This is a genomic window from Novosphingobium sp. BL-A-41-Hi4B-X5A, assembly GCF_055521705.1.
Window position 1 is genome coordinate 330,369 of record NZ_CM145500.1, and the last position, 16,406, is coordinate 346,774.

Consider the following 16,406-nt stretch of genomic DNA (forward strand, 5'->3'; position numbering starts at 1 on the left):
TCGCTCCAAATCGGCAGGCATGACCGAAGCCGCCACACAAACCGCCGCGCAGCCGCCCTTCAAGGTCGCGATCATCCCCGTCACGCCTTTGCAGCAGAACTGCACGCTGGTCTGGTGCACCAAGACCATGCGTGGTGCATTCATCGATGCCGGAGGCGATCTCGACAAACTGCGCAAGGCGATCGAGATGACCGGCGTCACAATCGAGAAGCTGCTCGTCACCCACGGCCATCTCGACCACTGCGGCAGCGTCGGAATTTTCGCGCGCGAACTCGGCGTGCCGATCGAAGGCCCGCAGGAGGCGGACCGCTTCTGGATCGCGCAACTCGATGAAGATTCGCAGCGCTGGGGCATTCCCGCCGAGGTGTTCGAGCCCACCCGCTGGCTCAACGATGGCGACAAGGTCACGGTTGGCGAAGTTGAGCTCGACGTGATTCACTGCCCCGGCCACACCCCCGGCCATGTCGTGTTCCATCACGCGCCGTCGCAGGTGGCAATCGTCGGCGACGTGCTGTTCCAGGGGTCGATTGGCCGCACCGATTTCCCAATGAGCAATCATCAGGACCTGATCGATTCGATCACGCAGAAGCTCTGGCCGCTCGGCAACGACGTGACCTTCGTTCCCGGCCACGGCCCCAACAGCACGTTCGGCCGTGAACGCCAGACCAATGCCTATGTCAGCGATTATGCCCTGAGCTGAGGAATATCCCCTCCCGCACGCAGGAGGGGCTGGGGGTGGGCATGTCGCTGCACCACCCCTGCAGCTGTCACATGTCCAAGGCGATCGACACCGCCCAGACGCCAAGTCCAAGCTGGGTCAGCATGGTCGTGAGCGTGCCGACACCGCGCAGGAAGCCCAGCGGCCCGCCGTCCATGCCGATGCCGTGACCGACGCGGCCCAGCAGATAGACCGCCGCCGCGCCCATCAGGTAAGGATTGCCAGTCCGCGCAAGCTCGACTGCCGCGATCAGCACGAGCACTATGGGCGTGTTTTCGACAAAGTTCGCCTGCGCCCGCATCCGCGCGATCAGGTCCATGTCGCCGCCATCGCCGATGCTGATCTTCTTGGCGGCGCGAACCATGCCGCAACGGATCGAAAGCCAGATGTTGATCGCCGCCGCGGCCGCAGCCGCGCACAGCGTGATTGGCAGTATAAGCATGCTTTCAGGTACTCCCCCTTGTGTTTGTCCGTCCTGGGATCTGGGGCCGAGGCTAGCGCGGGCGCGCTTGCAAAGCACCAGAAAATCCGTATAGGCGCGCCTTCGCCCAGTGATTGGCGAATCCCGTGTCTGTCTGGCGTCCTTCGCCGCGTACGGGTCCTGCCGCAAACAGGGCTTGTGCGATGGACCGGTTTTCCCTATCGCGCCCGCAACAAAACTACGCAATTCTAAGAACAGGTGCCGAGATGGCCGTCCCCAAAAGAAAGACTTCGCCCTCACGCCGTGGCATGCGCCGCAGCCATGACGCCCTCAGCGTCGAAGCGTTCCACGAATGCTCCAACTGCGGTGAACTCAAGCGCCCGCACAACCTGTGCAACGCTTGCGGTCACTACAACGGTCGCGAAGTCATCGCCGTCGGGCTCTAAGCCTTAAAACGGGGGGACTGAGGACATGAGCCTGCCGCGTATCGCCGTCGATGCGATGGGCGGTGATGAGGGCGTGCGCGTGATGGTCGAAGGCGCGGCGCTTGCCCGTCGTCGCCATGACCGTTTCAAGTTCCTCCTCGTTGGTGACGAGGGCCGCATCAAGCAGGCCCTCGAAAACCACCCCAATCTTCGCGAGGCTTCGGAAATCCTTCACGCGCCCGACGTTGTGTCGGGTGACGAGAAGCCGACCCAGGCCCTCCGCCGCGCCAAGACCACGTCGATGGGTCTGGCGATCAACGCGGTGAAGCAGGGTCATGCCGGCGCTGCTGTCAGCGCGGGCAACACCGGCGCGCTCATGGCCATGGCCAAGCTCGCCTTGCGCACCATGCCCGGCATCGATCGCCCCGCGCTTTCGGCCCTGCTGCCGACGCTTGGCGAGCACGACCTGATTATGCTCGATCTCGGTGCCAACACCGATTGCGATGCCCGCAACCTCGTGCAGTTTGCGATCATGGGCGCGGCTTATGCCCGCATCGTCAACGGCCTTGAATCCCCGCGCGTGCGCCTCCTCAACATCGGCACTGAAGAGACCAAGGGCACCGATTCCCTGCGCGATGCCGCCACCCAGCTCAAGGCGCTTGGCGAAGACCTCGCGCTCAGCTTCGATGGATTTACCGAGGCCGACAAGCTTTCGCGCGGCGATTGCGATGTCGTCGTTACCGATGGCTTCTCCGGCAATATCGCATTGAAGTCGATGGAGGGCGCGGCCCGCTTCGTCGCCGATCTGCTCCGTCGCAGCTTCTCCTCGTCGCTGCGTTCGAAGTTCGGCTTCCTGATTTCGCGCCCGGCAACCGAGCTGCTCAAGCACCATCTTGATCCCAACAACCACAACGGCGCGGTCTTCCTCGGCCTCAACGGCGTGGTTGTGAAAAGCCACGGCAGCGCCTCGGCGCTCGGCGTCGCCAATGCCGTCGCCGTCACCGCCCGCCTGCTGGAGGAAAACCTGACCGAGCGTATCGAAGCCGACCTCGCGCGCCTTGGTGCCGAGACGATCAGGACTTCTGGCCGCACTTCCGGTCGCTCTGGCCGCAGCGTGGCCCCTGCCGCAACCGGTGAGGACGCGGCATGACCCTACGTTCGATCATTCGCGGCAGCGGCTCGGCGCTGCCACAGCGCTGCGTCACCAATGCCGAAATGGCGACCATGGTCGATACGACCGACGAATGGATCGTTGAGCGCACCGGCATTCGCCAGCGCTATCTTGCAGGGGAGGGGGAGACCACGTCCACCCTCGCCACTGCGGCTGCCCGTCGTGCGCTCGAAGCGGCTGGCGTGGATGCTACGAAGGTCGATCTGATCGTCCTTGCCACGGCAACGCCCGACCAGACCTTTCCGGCCACCGCCACCATCGTCCAGCACAACCTTGGCTGCAACGGTGGCATCGCGTTCGATGTCGCGGCGGTTTGCTCGGGCTTTCTTTACGCCATGGCCACTGCGGATTCGATGATCCGTACCGGGATGGCCAAGTGCGCGCTGGTGATCGGCGCCGAGACTTTCAGCAAGATTCTCGATTGGGAAGATCGCACCACCTGCGTTCTGTTCGGCGATGGTGCCGGCGCTATCGTGCTCGAAGCGCAGGACGTTGACGAATCCGATCCCGATTCTCCTGGCGTACTGGCCTCGCGCCTCCACGCCGATGGTGCGCACAACGAACTGCTCTATGTCGATGGCGGTCCGTCAACAACCGGTACAGTCGGCAAGGTCCGCATGAAAGGCCGCGAGGTTTTTCGCCACGCTGTGACCAATCTCGCCAATGTGCTGCGCGAAGTGCTTGAAACCACGGGCCACGATGCCGGCGAGATTGACTGGGTCGTGCCGCACCAGGCCAACTTCCGCATCCTCGATGCCACTGCGCGCAAGCTTGATCTTCCGGCTGAAAAGGTGGTCGTCACAGTCGACCAACATGCCAACACCAGCGCTGCCTCGGTGCCGCTCGCCTTCGATGTCGCGATGCGCGATGGCCGCATAAAGCAGGGCGATCTGGTGATGTTCGAAGCCATGGGCGGCGGCTTCACCTGGGGCGCCAGCCTCGTCCGCATCTGACGGACTCGATCTGACGGACTCGGGCCGGCCCACGTCGAGCCAGTCTTATCGTTCGCAAGCAATGGATTGCATTGCGTTCCGCAGAATCAGCGTTATTGTCATTCCCCTTGGCGTCTTCTGACTTCTGGGGGGAATAAAGGATGCGTTCTGTAGGTACATTGACCCGGGCCGATCTGGCCGAAAGCATCAACCGTCGCGTTGGGCTGTCGCGCGCGGATTCGCTCGAAATGGTTGAATCCATCCTGCAGCACATGTGCAATGCACTGGCTGAGGGTGAAAACGTGAAGATTTCGGGCTTCGGCACCTTCCTGCTGCGCGACAAGGCGGAGCGGATCGGCCGCAATCCCAAGACCGGCATCGAAGTGCCGATCACGCCGCGCCGCGTCCTCAGCTTCCGCGCCAGCCAGATGCTGAAGGACCGCATCGGCCAGGGCTGATCGCCAGCGGATGAGCGTCCCCGAACTTCCCGATGCCGGACCTGGCCCGGACGACGGTAAAGACCCGGCAGCTTTCCGCACCATCGGCGAAGTGGCCAAGGCGCTCGGCATCCGTCAGCACGTCCTGCGCTATTGGGAAGAGCAGTTTCCCATGCTCCGCCCGCTCACCCGAGCGGGCGGCCGCCGCTACTACCGCCCCCAAGACGTCGCCCTCATCACCGAGATCCACCGCCTCCTCCACAAGGAAGGCTTCACGATCAAGGGCGCAAGGCAAGCACTGCGGGGGAAGAAGGGCGCGGCTGCACCTGCAGCACCAGCGCCAGAACTGGCACCAACCACGACGGACAACCAACCCGCCGCCCCACTCCTGACCTACCTCCAATCCATCCGCGACCGGCTGGCCGCTGCGCTGGAAGAGTAGGCGGGGTCATAAAATAGCAAGCCATGTGCCGAGCGTAGCGCACGCAAAATTCGATTGGCAGATCACCTCGTTATCGAAAACTGCTGCTCCGCACCCGGAACTGGGTGTGAATTTCGCTCCCTCCTGGGGGCGGGGCGCTAGCGTTTGTGCTGAAAAAGGCTTGTCACAGCGCCGTTAGCTATGTCGGTGTCTGTCTCCGTCTCTGTCGCCAGATCAGATAGCCAGAACCTGAGATCACAATAACTCCGATTGCCCCCAACAACGCTACCTGTTTAATCGAGTTTTCAGTGCGACGGGTTGAGGGTATTGTTCGAAAGATCAGTTGCTCAGCAGGGTTGAGGTTGGCGTAAATATCAACCTGCTTCCCCGCCAAGACTTTGCTAACATTATTTGAAATGCTGCTTGTAAAAGGTAACATGAACGGGCCAGAACAAGGTGGTTGAAAAACTTGCCGAAGGTCTGCGCGCTGGCTGGACAGTATCGGAAAAACCGATCCTAGCCATGGGAGGCTTTCCTTATCTGGATCCACCACCGCAAACAGGGCAGGATCCGTTATAAGAAGTTCCTCAGGAAGCGCGAACGTTGAGTTCGGCCAATAAAGTTGGATGTCACCCGCAGCATCGCCCCTGAGCAACTTTTCGACGCGGACTGTGATTAAGCCATATTCAGTCGGAATATTCGTATCGCTGGCTGTCACGATTTCATAAGATAAGACTCTGCCGCTGAAAATAGCATCTGCCTCTCTTATGTCTGCGAGTGAAAAACTGCCACTTGTAATGCAAGCAGTTGCAACACTTGGAAGCGAAAGTAGGCTCAAGAAGGCAAAGCCGAACCCAATGAAAGCCCGCTCAAACATGCAGGAACATCTTGTTTGGCATAAACTCAATCCACCAACACCGGACCCAACGTCGGGTCCAGATCCCGCGGCCGCTTGATCTCCACCAGCCTTGCGCAACCCTCAGTCACGTCCGCCCAGTCGTCCACATCAAGCTCCATCACCGCAAAGGTCGCGGTCGGGAATTTCTCTTCCACCACTTCGCGCAACGGGCTGGACCCGTCATCGGGCACGAGGTCGAAGATCAGGTCCTCCAGCCCCGGATTGTGCCCGATCATCAGCACGCTCTTGGGATCGCCGGACAATTCCTTGAGCAGGTCGATCAGCGTCGCCGAACTGGCAAGGTAGATGCGCCGGTCCCATTCGATCTTGAACGTGCACTTCCACGCCTTGCTGCATTCCTCGACAGTCTCGGCGGCGCGCACGGCGGGGCTGGCGATCATGCGGTCAAACGTACGCCCGGTATCGCGGATATACTCGCCCATCGCCCGCGCACCGCGCTTGCCCCGCTCGTTGAGGGGGCGGTCGAAGTCCCGCGCGCGCGCATCGCTCCAGTCCGATTTGGCATGGCGGAAAAGGGCCAGTGTCTTCACGAAATCCCCTCGCGCGGTGTCTGTGCACTCTCGCGTCCAGAAACACCGCCACTCACGCTTTGTAAAGCCACATCCAGCGTCACGCGCCGGATCGGCGTGCCTGCCGGAAAGGCCGAGAGCAGCCGCGAGGGGAAGGCCGAGGACAGCACCACGAAGTGCCCCTTGTCCCCCGCCGAACGGATCAGCCGCCCGAACGCCTGCGCCAGACGCGCCCGGATGATTCTGTCGTCATAGGCCGAGCCGCCGCCCGCCAGCCTGCGCGCGCGGTGCAGGATCGAAGGCTTGGGCCAGGGCACCTGCTCCATCACCACCAGCCGCAGCGAATCCCCCGGCACGTCCACCCCGTCACGCAGGGCATCGGTGCCGAGCAGCGAGGCGCGAGGATCGTCGCGGAAGATGTCGACCAGCGTGCCGGTGTCGATCGGATCGACATGCTGCGCGAACAGCGGCAAGCCGCCGCGCGCCAGCCGGTCGGCAATCCGGCCATAGACCGCGCGCAGCCGCCGGATCGCGGTGAACAGCCCCAGCGCCCCGCCGCCCGCCGCCTCGATCAGCCGCCCATAAGCCGCCGCCAGCGCCGGAATGTCGCCCTTGGGCACGTCGGTCACGATCAGCACTTCGGCCTGGGACGCGTAGTCGAACGGGCTGTCTGCCGTGAACAGGCGCGGGGCGATGTCGAGATGCGGCGCCCCGCTGCGCTCCACCGCGCTCGACCAGTCATCGCCATCGCGCAGCGTCGCCGAAGTCATCATCACCCCGTGCGAGGGCGCCAGCACGGCATTGGCAAAGGGCTTCATCGGATCGAGGTAATGCCGGTGCAGCCCCACGTCCCATTCGCGCCCGTCCGACCGCTCGACCGCGATCCAGTCGACAAAATCGGGATCGCCCGGACCGCCCAGCCGCGCCAGCAGCGCAATCCACCCCGCAATCAGATCGCTGCGCCAGCCAATCGCACTGCGCGCGCCCTCGATCCGTGCCCGCGCCGGGCCGTCGAGCCAGTCCGGCCCATCCTCGACAATCGCCTCAAGCCGCAATCCCAGCCGCACCAGCGGCTTGCGCAAGGCTTCCAGCGCCTCCTGCGCGCGCCCCGCCACCTCAATGAACCCGCCATCCAGCTGCGCGATCTCGGTCTCCAGACCATAGCCCGCTTCCTGCCCGCCGCTCTCGTCGCGCGCATAGGCCAGCGCGCGCGCTGCGCTCAGCAGCGCCTCCAGCGGCCCCGATGGCGTCCCTTCCACCACCCGCGCCAGCCAGCCTTCGGAGGGCAGGGCCTCAGCCGCCTCGCGCGCCTGCGCAATCGCGCGCTCGCCTTCCTCGTCGTAGCTCGCCACATCGGCCAGACGCGCTGAAAGCCCGCGCCGCCGCCCGCGCGATTTGCCCTCCGGCCCGATCACCCAGCGCCGCAGCTCGATCGTCTCCGCCCCGGTCAGCGCTGCCGAGAAGGTCGAATCCGCCGCCTCGAACACGTGATGCCCTTCGTCGAACACGATCCGCGTCGGCCGCTGCGCTGCATCGCGCCCGCGCGCGGCGTTGACCATCACCAGCGCATGATTGGCAATCACCAGCTCCGCATCGGCAGAGGCCCGCGCTGCGCGTTCGATGAAGCACTTCCGGTAATGCGGGCACCCGGCATAGACGCACTCGCCGCGCTGGTCGGTCAGCGCCGCGATGCCGCGCTTGCGGAACAGCGTGCCCAGCCAGCCCGGCAGGTCCCCGCCGATCATGTCGCCGTCCTGCGAATAGGCAGCCCAGCGCGCCACCAGTTGCGCCAGGATCGCCGCTCGCCCGGCAAAGCCACCCTGCAGCGCGTCCTCCAGATTGAGCAGGCACAGGTAATTCTCGCGCCCCTTGCGCACCACCACCGGCGGCTTGCCGTTGCGCGTCGCAGGAAACGCCCGCCGGCTCTCGCGCCGCAGTTGCCGCTGCAGCGCCTTGGTATAGGTCGAAACCCACACCGTTCCGCCCGATTGCTCCGCCCACAGCGAGGACGGCGCGAGATAGCCGAAGGTCTTGCCCGTGCCAGTCCCCGCCTGCGCCAGCACGACATGCGGCTGACCCTGACCCTGCCGCGGCGCGAACATCCGCGAAGCCTCGCGCGCATAGTCCTGCTGCGTCGGTCGCGCCTCGGCCCCGGCGCCGGTCAGTTCGGCCAGCCGCGCTACCACCGCCGTCTCGCCCAGCACCACTTGCGCCGGCTGGGGCCGCTCGGCCGTTTCTTCCCACTCCGGCAGCTTGGCGAACAGCCACCGCTCCGCCCGGTCAGGCTTGCGAATGCGCGGGGTCAGCAAGGTCGCCCAAGGCCAGCGCATCCGCACCAGCGATTGCAGCGCCGTCCACGCGCCTTCGCGCTCGGCCCAGTCCGCACTCTCGCATGTGGCCAGCAAGGCCTCTGCCGCCTCCTGCAACAGCTGCGGCACCTTGTCGTCACCCGTCGGCTCGTCCAGCCCCAGCGCATGGGCGAGCCCCTTGGGCGTCGGCACCATGAAACGGGCGGGGTGGACGAAGGCGAACAGCTCCAGCAGATCCAGCCCGGACAGGTCCGGATAGCCCAGCCTGCTCGCCACCAGTGGTGCATTCAGCATCAGCAGCGGCGTATCGGCCGCCGCCACGATCGCCTCGCCTTTGCCAAGGCCGCGCGTGGCAAAGCCGTCGCGCAGCCAGCACCCGCCATGGCTTGCATGAATCGCTGGCAGATTGAGGGCAGGGCGCTCCGTCACCATTGTGCGTTAGAACAGGAATGGAACACCGGGCAAGCCTGCATGGCACCAAAAGCAAACCTTTCACCGTGATTTGCCACGACCCTTAATACCTGCGTCCGCCCGCCGTCCTTCTCCACAGCAACCAATACCGGCGTGTCCAATCAGATGCTCCGGCCCATAGTGGAGAATGGGAAATGGCAGTCATCAACACGAATATCAGCGCGGTACGCGCGACCAATGCCTCGAACTCGGCCAACAAGATGCTTGGCACCGCGATGGAGCGTCTGTCGACCGGCAAGCGCATCAACGGAGCCAAGGACGATGCCGCAGGCCTCGCCATCAGCACGACCATGACCTCGCAGATCAAGGGCATGGGCCAGGGCGTGCGCAACTCGAACGACGGCATCAGCCTTGCCCAGACCGCAGACGGTGCGCTCAACGAGGTCACCGCGATGCTGCAGCGCATCCGCGAACTGGCCGTCCAGTCGGCCTCGGGCACCTATCAGGACGCCACTGACCGCGTCTACATGCAGAGCGAAGTCGATCAGCTGACCGCGCAGGTCGATCAGATCATCACCAACACCAATTTCAACGGCGTGCAGCTGTTTGATGGCAGCGTTACCTCGATCACGATCCAGGCTGGGTCCGATGCTTCGGACCAGGTCATCCTCGAGATCGCCGACCTCACCACGCTCGCTGCCTCGGGTGGTGCTGCCGGCTCCTACGACGTGTCGACGGCCACCGCGGCCAACACCCTGCTCGGCACGCTGGACACGGAACTGGACTCGATCTCCGGCGCCCGTTCGCTGCTCGGTGCCGGTCAGAACCGTCTTGAATCGGTAATCAACAACCTCAACGACAACATCACCAACCTCTCGGATGCCCGCTCGCGCATTCTCGATACCGATTATTCGGCGGAAACCACCGCGATGGCCAAGGCCCAGATCCTTTCGCAGGCATCGACGGCCATGATTGCCCAGGCCAACCAGGCCCAGCAGAACGTGCTCTCGCTTCTGAAGTAAGCCTCCCTCAGAAGCCTCCACGGAAGGGCGGGATCGCGGATGCGCGGTCCCGCCCTTTCGTCGTCCGGTTATTCGCCGCCTTTTCACTTGCGCGCGCCGCCCCCACGCGCAAAAGGGCGGGCACCATGACAGACGCAATCAGCACCGCCGCCCAGACCTCCAAGGCTTGGCCCTTCGAGGAAGCCCGCAAGCTCATCAAGCGGTTCCCCGGCGGCAAACGCGATGCGAGCGGAGCGCTCGTGCCCGTCCTGTTCGAAACCGGCTATGGCCCGTCGGGCCTGCCGCACATCGGCACCTTCCAGGAAGTCCTGCGCACCACGCTGGTCCGCCGCGCCTATGAAGTGCTGACCGCCAATGAATCAGGGCAGGGCCATCCCACGCGCCTCGTCGCCTTCTCCGACGACATGGACGGCTTGCGCAAGGTCCCTGACAATGTGCCGAACAAGGCGCTGCTCGATGCCCACCTCGGCCATCCGCTCAGCCGCATTCCCGATCCGTTCGAGAAGTTCGAAAGCTTCGCCCATCACAACAACGCCATGCTGCGCGATTTTCTCGATCGCTTCGGCTTCGATTACGAGTTCGTCTCGGCCTCCGATCGCTACAATTCCGGCGCCTTCGACGAAGCATTGAAGGGCGTGTTGCGCAACTGGCAAGCGATCATGGACATCATGCTCCCCACCTTGCGCGAGGAACGCCGCAAGACCTACTCGCCGGTCCTGCCGGTTTCGCCGACCACCGGCGAAGTGCTGCAAGTGCCGGTCGAGGTGGTCGACGCCGAAGCCGGCATCGTTCGCTTCACCGACAGCAACGGCGAGACCATCGAGCACACAGTCCTCGGCGGCTGGTCCAAGCTGCAGTGGAAGGTCGATTGGGCCATGCGCTGGGTCGCACTGGGCGTCGATTACGAGATGTGCGGCAAGGACCTTACCGACAGCGTCACGCAGTCCGGCAAGATCGCGCGCGTGCTCGGCGGCCAGCGCCCCGAAGGCCTGATCTACGAACTCTTCCTTGATGAGAAGGGCGAGAAGATCTCGAAGTCCAAGGGTAACGGCCTGACCATCGAGCAGTGGCTCGAATATGGCAGCGAGGAAAGCCTCGGTTTCTACCTTTTCCGCGAACCCAAGAGCGCCAAGTCCCTCCACGTCGGCATCATCCCCCGCGCGGTCGACGAATACTGGCAGTTCCGCGAGAAGATCCCGACCCAGCCGATCGAACAGCAGCTGGGCAACCCGGTGTGGCACCTGCTGCGCACCAATGGTCCGGCGCAGGGTGAGGGCGACAAGCTCCCGGTCACCTACGGCCTGCTGCTCAATCTCGTCGGCGTGCTTGGCGCGCTGGCAACGCGCGATCAGGTCTGGTCCTATCTCGGCAACTATGTCGAGAATGCAGACCCCGCAGCGCACCCCGCGCTCGATGGCCTCGTCACCCGCGCTCTGGCCTACAACCGCGATTTCATCGCCCCGACGCTGCAACGCCGCAAGCCCGAGGAGAACGAGGCCAGGGCGCTCGCCGCGCTCGACGAGGAACTCGCCGGCACGTCGGACGATGCCACCGCAGAGGAACTGCAGAACATCGTCTACGAGATCGGCAAGGACCCGCACTACGGCTTCGAGCAACTCCGCGACTGGTTCAAGTGCCTCTATGAAACCCTGCTCGGCTCCAGCGCGGGCCCTCGCATGGGCAGCTTCATCGCACTCTATGGTGTCGGCAATACCCGCAAGCTGATCGCCGAAGCGCTGGGCGATTGATCTAGGGTCCTGACCCTAACGGGCAGCGCGGGTGCGAGCGATCCACCCGCGCACCTTGCCTTCCAGCACCTTCATCGGCAGCGCTCCCGATCCCAGCACCTGATCGTGGAATGCGCGAATGTCGAATTTGCGGCCAAGCGCGTTTTCGGCCTCCTTGCGCAGCCGCTGGATCGTAAGCGCTCCGATCTTGTACGATAGCGCTTGCCCCGGAATTGCTATGTAGCGGTCCACTTCCGCCTCGGCGTCGCTGCGGCCCATGCCCGAATTGGTCAGCATGTAATCCACCGCCTGATCGCGGGTCCACCCTTTCGCGTGCAGCCCGGTATCCACCACCAGCCGCATCGCACGCAGCATCTCGTCGTCCAGCGTGCCCCAATGCTGCATCGGGTCCTTGTAGAGGCCCATCTCGAACCCCAGCGTCTCGGCGTAGAGCGCCCAGCCTTCGATGTAGGCGTTGTTGCCGCCAAAGCGCTGGAAATCCGGCAGGGCTGTGTTCTCCTGCGCAAGGCTGATCTGGAAATGATGGCCCGGCGCGCCCTCGTGCAGGTAAAGCGTGGTCACGCCCGTCAGGTAGCGGCTCTTGAGGTCGTATGTGTTGAAGAAGAACGTTCCGGGCTGCACGCCATCGGGCGTCCCTTGCGCATAGCTGCCGCCGGCTTCGAACTTTGCGCGATAGGCAGGGTAGGGCTGGATCTGCAGAGGCGTGCGGGGCAGATGCAGGAAGTAGTGCGGCGCCAGCGCGTCAACCTTGCGGCCGACAGCGCGAAATCCATCCGCTAGCTGTTGCTCGGTCTTGGGGTGATAGCGCGGATTGGTCCGCAGATCGTCGAAAAACCCACGCAAGGGCCCGGTATAGCCCAGCTCCGTCTTGACCTGCTCCATCTCGGTCTGGATCCGCGACACTTCGCCCAGACCCATGGCGTGTACGGTCTCGGGATCAAGATCGAGCGTGGTATAGGCCCGGATCAGCTCGCGGTAGAGCGGGCCGCCTCCGCGCAAGGCCGAAAGGCCCACCTGCTCACGCGCTGCAGAGCGGTAATCGTCTGCCAGAAACCGGCGGAGCTTGCGGTAGGCCGGATAGATGTCGCGCCGGGTGACGGCGTACAGATCCTTGCGCAGTCGCAGCTTTTCCGCGTTCGAAAAGCTGCTCGGAAAGCTCCGCGCTGGACTGGTGAAGGGCGATCGCTCGACCGGCTGGGCCAGCAGCGCATCGATCTGCGCGATCATGTTGTCCACCGTCAGCCGGGGTTCAGTCACGCCGCTTGCCATTCCCTCGCGGAAACGCGCAGTAGCCTGATCGAAGACGCGCCCGAGCACGCGGTGCCGTGCGATCAGCAACTCGTAATCGCTTGTGGTCTCCAGGGCGATACCGCTGCCCGGCGATGAAAGTTCGGGGTAGGAAACGTGGAAACCGCCGAAGTGATTGAACGGGCGGACCTCGGTCAACGCCAGGAGGTCGGGTTGCAGCAGTGCGGCGTCGGCGCTTTTTGCATCGATCAGCACTTCGCGCGAAAGGCGGTGCGGCTCGTCCAGTTTGCCGGGGGTGATTTGCCGCAACCGTGCCAGCACTTGCGCATTTGCCTCGCGCCGCGCCCTTGCCAGTTCGGGCGAGAACAGCTGGAGGAAAGCCTCGACCGAAACGCGCTGGCCTTGCTGCAGGGCGCCAACCGGGTCGAGCGCGAAACCTTGCCGCATTTCATCGGCAAAGATCCGCTCCAGCTGGGCGTTTTCGGAAAGACCGCTTTGCGCCTGCGGGCCATTGTCGATCTGCGCCGCGACAACGGAAGGGGCTGCTGTCTCAGCTGCAGCATGGCTCATGCCCGGCTGCAGCAAAGCCAGAGCGATCAGGCCGTGCCAGGCCCCCCGTTTCAATGCCATGGGCGCGACCTGTACCACTTCGTCAGGACATACTTCTTTCCGCGCACGACCGGGGTTCCGGCGTGCAGGGCATCGGGATTTGGTGTGCCATCGGGCTTCATGTTGTTCCAGAGCAACAGCGCACCCGGTTGCGGCGGGATGGAAAGGTTGACGCGGGTGAAGTCGGTCGTCCCGCCTTCCTCCACGGCGTTGAGATACGCCATGGCCGTCCAACTACGCTGGCCGCCGCGTTTCTGTTCCGTATCCCAGAAATGCTGCGAAGGCAGAAAGTGGTCATAATGGCCACGGAACTCCTGTCCCGGTTCATACCGCTGCCCCTGGATCGTCTCGCCGAACGCCGGATCGATGCCAGTCAGGTCGTCGATGCGACGCTGCAGCATCAGGATGAAAGGGTCAAAGGGATCCACGTCCCCGGTATAGCTGGTTCGGCCGGTCGCGTCCGTGCCTTTGTAGGTGGGGGAAGGGCGCGCCACCTTGTCGACCATGGCGATCAGCCTTTCGCACTCGGCGGCTGAAAGGAAATCGGCCACGCCAAAGATCTCGAGCCCATCCACCGGGATACGATAGGCGCCAGAGTCGTTTGCGAGACGGTTGCGGACTGTCTCCCCGATCGAACGCAGCGCCGAGGTCTCTGCATATGACTGACTCTTCTTTGAAAACAATCCCATGTTGCGCGATCTCATGTTCGAATCGTCTCGTCACCGCCACCCAGTTCAATTGATCCGAACCGGACTAATACTATGGATTTGGCGAAGCTTTCTGCAGTCCTTTGCGTTAACCAAACTTCCTTATGAGGTCATCTCGGGTCACCAATAGATCATGAATGCTGTCAGACCTTCAAGGGTCGGGATCTGCACAGTCGCAATGCCATTTGTCGGCTTCGGGTGCCAGCATGCTTCTCGTGATTTCTTGTCGCTCGCATGGAGCATTGCTTGGACGCTTACGTAGATCCCAACGCCGAAACCCTTCGGCTCGCCAAAGCGCTCTACAACCTGCGGCGCAAGCGCGACGAGGCGAGCGGACGGCCCGGCCTGTTCGCAGAACCCGGCTGGGACATCCTCCTCGACCTGTTCATCGCCGATTGCCGCCGCACCGATATCCAGGTGTCGAGCGTGTGCCTCGATGCAGGCATCCCGTCGACCACGATCCTGCGCTGGATCGCCCGTCTCGAGGATGAAGGACTGATCTTCCGCGAACCCGATACGACCGACGCGCGCCGCCGCTACGTGCGGCTGACCGGGCAGGGTCGGGAAATGATGCTCAACGTGCTGCGCACACTGGCAGAGCACACACAGGCCTGACCGGCCAAGAAAAAGGCCCCCGCACCGCGTGGTGCAGGGGCCCGATGGGTTGGACGCCTTACCAGAAGAAATCGTGGATCACGTCCACCACTTCACCGGAATAGACGTCGACCAGTAGCACATCGTCCCAATAGCGCACCCAGCGATACGGACCGTATGCAGGCGGCAGGCGGTAGGCCCAGGGATCGTTGATCCAGTAGTTCTGGCCATAGAAGCCAGAGTTCAGGAAAATGCCGATCGACAGGCGGCTGTAATTGTACCCGCGATAGGGCGAGTAGTACCGTGGCATCCGATAGATCCCGCGGTTCACGCTGCGGTAGTGGTTCCAGTTATAACGGTTGTCCCGCCGCCAGTCGTTGCTCCACCGGCGATAGTCCCCGCGATAGCTGTTGCGCCAGTTGTCGCTGCGGCGATCGTCGCGCCGCCAGTTGTCGCGGTTCCAGTCACGACCGTCGCGGTTCCAGGTCCGGCCATCGCGATCGCGGCTCCAGTTGCGCCCGTCCCGATCCCGGTTCCAGTCACGACCGTCCCGATCCCGATCGCGGTTCCAATCCCGCCCGGCGTTCTGGTTGCCGGGGTTGGTCCCGTTCCACTGCCTGCCGTCCCAGCCGCGCTCGGGCACGGCGGGCCGGCCGGCGTTTTGTGCCGGTGCCGGACGGTTCACGGTGCCCGATTGCCAGTCGCGGCCCTGCGAGCGGCCCCAGTCCCGCTGCGAACCCTCGGTCCGCCCACGCCATGCCGGACGTGACTGATCTGGCCGTGCCTGCTCCGGCCGCGCCTGGGCCTGCGGATTGCTGCCGCCCCAGGCCGGCCGCTGCACTTGTGGAGTCTGCGGCCGCTGGACCTGCTGGTTGCGGAAATCGCCGCCACCGCGCCAGTTGCCACCACCACGGTTCTCGCCGCCGCCACGGCTTTCGCCACCGCGCTGCCAACCGCCGCCACGCTCTTCGCGCTGCGGCTGCTGGGCAAACGCCGTCGAGGGAATTGCTGTTGCGGTCATGGCCACAGCCAGTGCGTAAAGTGCACTGCTTCTGAAGATTGACTTGCCGGACATCGTGACCGACCCTTTCCCGATATGAAGAGCCGCGACACCCTTCGCAGCTTTAATACGATGGTAATAAACGATTCGCGCTGTCCGATATCTGAACCGGCTTGGTAGCCTTTCGTTCAGGTTCGCATGGGGAAAGATGAATGGAGTTGACGCTCGATAGCGTTCTTGCCGATGCCACCGATCGCCTCGCCAAGGCTGTGAAGCAGCGCCGCAGCGCGATGCATACGCCCGTCGTCGGCACCTCTGACGGCGATCTCAGGATCATGGTCCTGCGCGAGGCTACACCGGACCTGACCCTGCGTTTCCACACCGACCTGCGCAGTCCCAAGTGTGCCCTCATTGCAACTGGTGCCCCGGTCAGCGTCCTCGCTTACGATCCAGAAACCCGCATCCAGCTCCGCATGCGCGGAGAAGGGCGCATTGAACATCACGGCGCCGCCGCCGATGCCGCGTGGGAGCGCGCCACGGCCTCCAGCCGCCGCTGCTACCTCGCCGGCACCGGCCCCAGCGCTGAGGTGGAATCCGCCGGCCCGACCATTCCCGAACACCTCCGCCACCGCTCGCCGAGCATCGAGGAAACCTTGCCCGGCCGCGCCAACTTCGCCGTCTTGCTGGTCGAGGTGCGCTGCCTCGACTGGCTGCAACTCACCCACGAAGGTGGCACCCGCGCCCGCTTCACCCGCGCAGATGCAGCCTCGCCGTGGGAGGCGACTTGGCTCGCGCCGTGATGTAA

At 63.9% G+C, this 16,406-nt stretch carries 17 protein-coding genes; 10 read left to right on the plus strand and 7 right to left on the minus strand.

The window, feature by feature from the left end; genetic code table 11:
* Positions 1–19 precede the first annotated feature (19 nt).
* Entirely contained in the window at positions 20–700 is a 681-nt protein-coding gene (locus tag ACZ1JY_RS01400) for an MBL fold metallo-hydrolase (protein ID WP_118074129.1), read from the plus strand.
* Between the two features lie 67 nt (positions 701–767).
* On the opposite strand, the gene ACZ1JY_RS01405 is transcribed toward ACZ1JY_RS01400, so the two are convergent.
* Positions 768–1,160 (minus strand): MAPEG family protein, encoded by a 393-nt coding sequence (locus ACZ1JY_RS01405; protein WP_118074128.1) that lies wholly within the window; start codon positions 1,158–1,160, stop codon positions 768–770.
* 245 nt (positions 1,161–1,405) lie between these two features.
* Here ACZ1JY_RS01405 and rpmF point away from each other — a divergent pair, with 245 nt between their 5' ends.
* From rpmF to ACZ1JY_RS01430, 5 genes are all read left to right on the plus strand, one after another.
* The gene (gene rpmF / locus ACZ1JY_RS01410) at positions 1,406–1,585 is read left to right on the plus strand and encodes a 50S ribosomal protein L32 (protein WP_039331452.1); all 180 of its coding nucleotides are present in this window, start codon (positions 1,406–1,408) and stop codon (positions 1,583–1,585) included.
* A 25-nt stretch (positions 1,586–1,610) separates the two neighbouring features.
* Positions 1,611–2,714: a phosphate acyltransferase PlsX gene (plsX, locus tag ACZ1JY_RS01415; RefSeq protein WP_465130121.1), complete on the plus strand. Its 1,104-nt coding sequence runs from the start codon at positions 1,611–1,613 to the stop codon at positions 2,712–2,714.
* A complete protein-coding gene (locus tag ACZ1JY_RS01420; RefSeq protein ID WP_465130122.1) occupies positions 2,711–3,688 on the plus strand; it encodes a beta-ketoacyl-ACP synthase III in 978 nt (325 codons plus the stop codon). The genes plsX and ACZ1JY_RS01420 overlap by 4 nt, the downstream gene beginning before the upstream one ends.
* Before the next feature lie 140 nt (positions 3,689–3,828).
* Positions 3,829–4,125, plus strand: a complete 297-nt coding sequence (locus ACZ1JY_RS01425) for an integration host factor subunit alpha (RefSeq protein ID WP_174544584.1) — start codon at positions 3,829–3,831, stop codon at positions 4,123–4,125.
* Positions 4,126–4,135: 10 nt separating this feature from the next.
* Positions 4,136–4,546 (plus strand): MerR family transcriptional regulator, encoded by a 411-nt coding sequence (locus ACZ1JY_RS01430; RefSeq protein WP_465130123.1) that lies wholly within the window; start codon positions 4,136–4,138, stop codon positions 4,544–4,546.
* 178 nt (positions 4,547–4,724) lie between these two features.
* Here the strand turns inward: ACZ1JY_RS01430 and ACZ1JY_RS01435 are convergent, their stop codons facing one another.
* Genes ACZ1JY_RS01435 through ACZ1JY_RS01445 form a run of 3 tightly spaced genes read right to left on the minus strand, consistent with a single transcriptional unit; the run spans position 4,725 to position 8,694 of the window.
* On the minus strand, positions 4,725–5,402 hold the full coding sequence (locus tag ACZ1JY_RS01435) for a hypothetical protein (RefSeq protein WP_465130124.1): 678 nt from the start codon (positions 5,400–5,402) through the stop codon (positions 4,725–4,727).
* 26 nt (positions 5,403–5,428) lie between these two features.
* Entirely contained in the window at positions 5,429–5,974 is a 546-nt protein-coding gene (locus tag ACZ1JY_RS01440) for a SixA phosphatase family protein (RefSeq protein WP_118074123.1), read from the minus strand.
* The gene (locus tag ACZ1JY_RS01445; RefSeq protein ID WP_465130125.1) at positions 5,971–8,694 is read right to left on the minus strand and encodes an ATP-dependent DNA helicase; all 2,724 of its coding nucleotides are present in this window, start codon (positions 8,692–8,694) and stop codon (positions 5,971–5,973) included. Before ACZ1JY_RS01445 ends, ACZ1JY_RS01440 begins: the two co-directional genes overlap by 4 nt.
* A 173-nt stretch (positions 8,695–8,867) precedes the next feature.
* On the opposite strand from ACZ1JY_RS01445, the gene ACZ1JY_RS01450 reads away from it, so the two are divergent.
* Together ACZ1JY_RS01450 and ACZ1JY_RS01455 are read left to right on the plus strand one after the other, a co-directional pair.
* Complete coding sequence (locus ACZ1JY_RS01450; protein WP_168903146.1) at positions 8,868–9,695, plus strand: flagellin N-terminal helical domain-containing protein; 828 nt, start codon at positions 8,868–8,870, stop codon at positions 9,693–9,695.
* Positions 9,696–9,820: 125 nt separating this feature from the next.
* A complete protein-coding gene (locus tag ACZ1JY_RS01455; protein WP_465130126.1) occupies positions 9,821–11,443 on the plus strand; it encodes a lysine--tRNA ligase in 1,623 nt (540 codons plus the stop codon).
* A gap of 15 nt (positions 11,444–11,458) precedes the next feature.
* Here ACZ1JY_RS01455 and ACZ1JY_RS01460 read toward each other — a convergent pair whose 3' ends face one another.
* Together ACZ1JY_RS01460 and ACZ1JY_RS01465 are read right to left on the minus strand one after the other, a co-directional pair.
* Entirely contained in the window at positions 11,459–13,321 is a 1,863-nt protein-coding gene (locus ACZ1JY_RS01460) for a DUF885 domain-containing protein (RefSeq protein WP_118074119.1), read from the minus strand.
* Positions 13,312–14,004, minus strand: coding sequence for a prolyl hydroxylase family protein (locus ACZ1JY_RS01465; RefSeq protein ID WP_465130127.1), 693 nt, complete (start codon positions 14,002–14,004; stop codon positions 13,312–13,314). The genes ACZ1JY_RS01460 and ACZ1JY_RS01465 overlap by 10 nt, the downstream gene beginning before the upstream one ends.
* Before the next feature lie 249 nt (positions 14,005–14,253).
* Here ACZ1JY_RS01465 and ACZ1JY_RS01470 point away from each other — a divergent pair, with 249 nt between their 5' ends.
* On the plus strand, positions 14,254–14,622 hold the full coding sequence (locus ACZ1JY_RS01470; RefSeq protein ID WP_168903148.1) for a MarR family transcriptional regulator: 369 nt from the start codon (positions 14,254–14,256) through the stop codon (positions 14,620–14,622).
* A gap of 58 nt (positions 14,623–14,680) precedes the next feature.
* Here ACZ1JY_RS01470 and ACZ1JY_RS01475 read toward each other — a convergent pair whose 3' ends face one another.
* The gene (locus ACZ1JY_RS01475) at positions 14,681–15,622 is read right to left on the minus strand and encodes an RcnB family protein (protein WP_465130128.1); all 942 of its coding nucleotides are present in this window, start codon (positions 15,620–15,622) and stop codon (positions 14,681–14,683) included.
* 191 nt (positions 15,623–15,813) lie between these two features.
* On the opposite strand from ACZ1JY_RS01475, the gene ACZ1JY_RS01480 reads away from it, so the two are divergent.
* Entirely contained in the window at positions 15,814–16,401 is a 588-nt protein-coding gene (locus tag ACZ1JY_RS01480; protein ID WP_465130129.1) for a flavin-binding protein, read from the plus strand.
* Positions 16,402–16,406: the final 5 nt, after the last annotated feature.

Coding starts and splice junctions, on each gene's coding strand:
- ACZ1JY_RS01400 (WP_118074129.1), top strand. CDS start 20: ATGACCGAAGCCGCCACACAAACCGCCGCGCAGCCGCCCTTCAAGGTC.
- ACZ1JY_RS01450 (WP_168903146.1), top strand. CDS start 8,868: ATGGCAGTCATCAACACGAATATCAGCGCGGTACGCGCGACCAATGCC.
- ACZ1JY_RS01435 (WP_465130124.1), bottom strand. CDS start 5,402: ATGTTTGAGCGGGCTTTCATTGGGTTCGGCTTTGCCTTCTTGAGCCTA.
- ACZ1JY_RS01465 (WP_465130127.1), bottom strand. CDS start 14,004: ATGAGATCGCGCAACATGGGATTGTTTTCAAAGAAGAGTCAGTCATAT.
- ACZ1JY_RS01430 (WP_465130123.1), top strand. CDS start 4,136: ATGAGCGTCCCCGAACTTCCCGATGCCGGACCTGGCCCGGACGACGGT.
- ACZ1JY_RS01425 (WP_174544584.1), top strand. CDS start 3,829: ATGCGTTCTGTAGGTACATTGACCCGGGCCGATCTGGCCGAAAGCATC.
- ACZ1JY_RS01420 (WP_465130122.1), top strand. CDS start 2,711: ATGACCCTACGTTCGATCATTCGCGGCAGCGGCTCGGCGCTGCCACAG.
- ACZ1JY_RS01405 (WP_118074128.1), bottom strand. CDS start 1,160: ATGCTTATACTGCCAATCACGCTGTGCGCGGCTGCGGCCGCGGCGGCG.
- rpmF (WP_039331452.1), top strand. CDS start 1,406: ATGGCCGTCCCCAAAAGAAAGACTTCGCCCTCACGCCGTGGCATGCGC.
- ACZ1JY_RS01445 (WP_465130125.1), bottom strand. CDS start 8,694: ATGGTGACGGAGCGCCCTGCCCTCAATCTGCCAGCGATTCATGCAAGC.
- ACZ1JY_RS01480 (WP_465130129.1), top strand. CDS start 15,814: ATGGAGTTGACGCTCGATAGCGTTCTTGCCGATGCCACCGATCGCCTC.
- plsX (WP_465130121.1), top strand. CDS start 1,611: ATGAGCCTGCCGCGTATCGCCGTCGATGCGATGGGCGGTGATGAGGGC.
- ACZ1JY_RS01455 (WP_465130126.1), top strand. CDS start 9,821: ATGACAGACGCAATCAGCACCGCCGCCCAGACCTCCAAGGCTTGGCCC.
- ACZ1JY_RS01460 (WP_118074119.1), bottom strand. CDS start 13,321: ATGGCATTGAAACGGGGGGCCTGGCACGGCCTGATCGCTCTGGCTTTG.
- ACZ1JY_RS01475 (WP_465130128.1), bottom strand. CDS start 15,622: ATGACCGCAACAGCAATTCCCTCGACGGCGTTTGCCCAGCAGCCGCAG.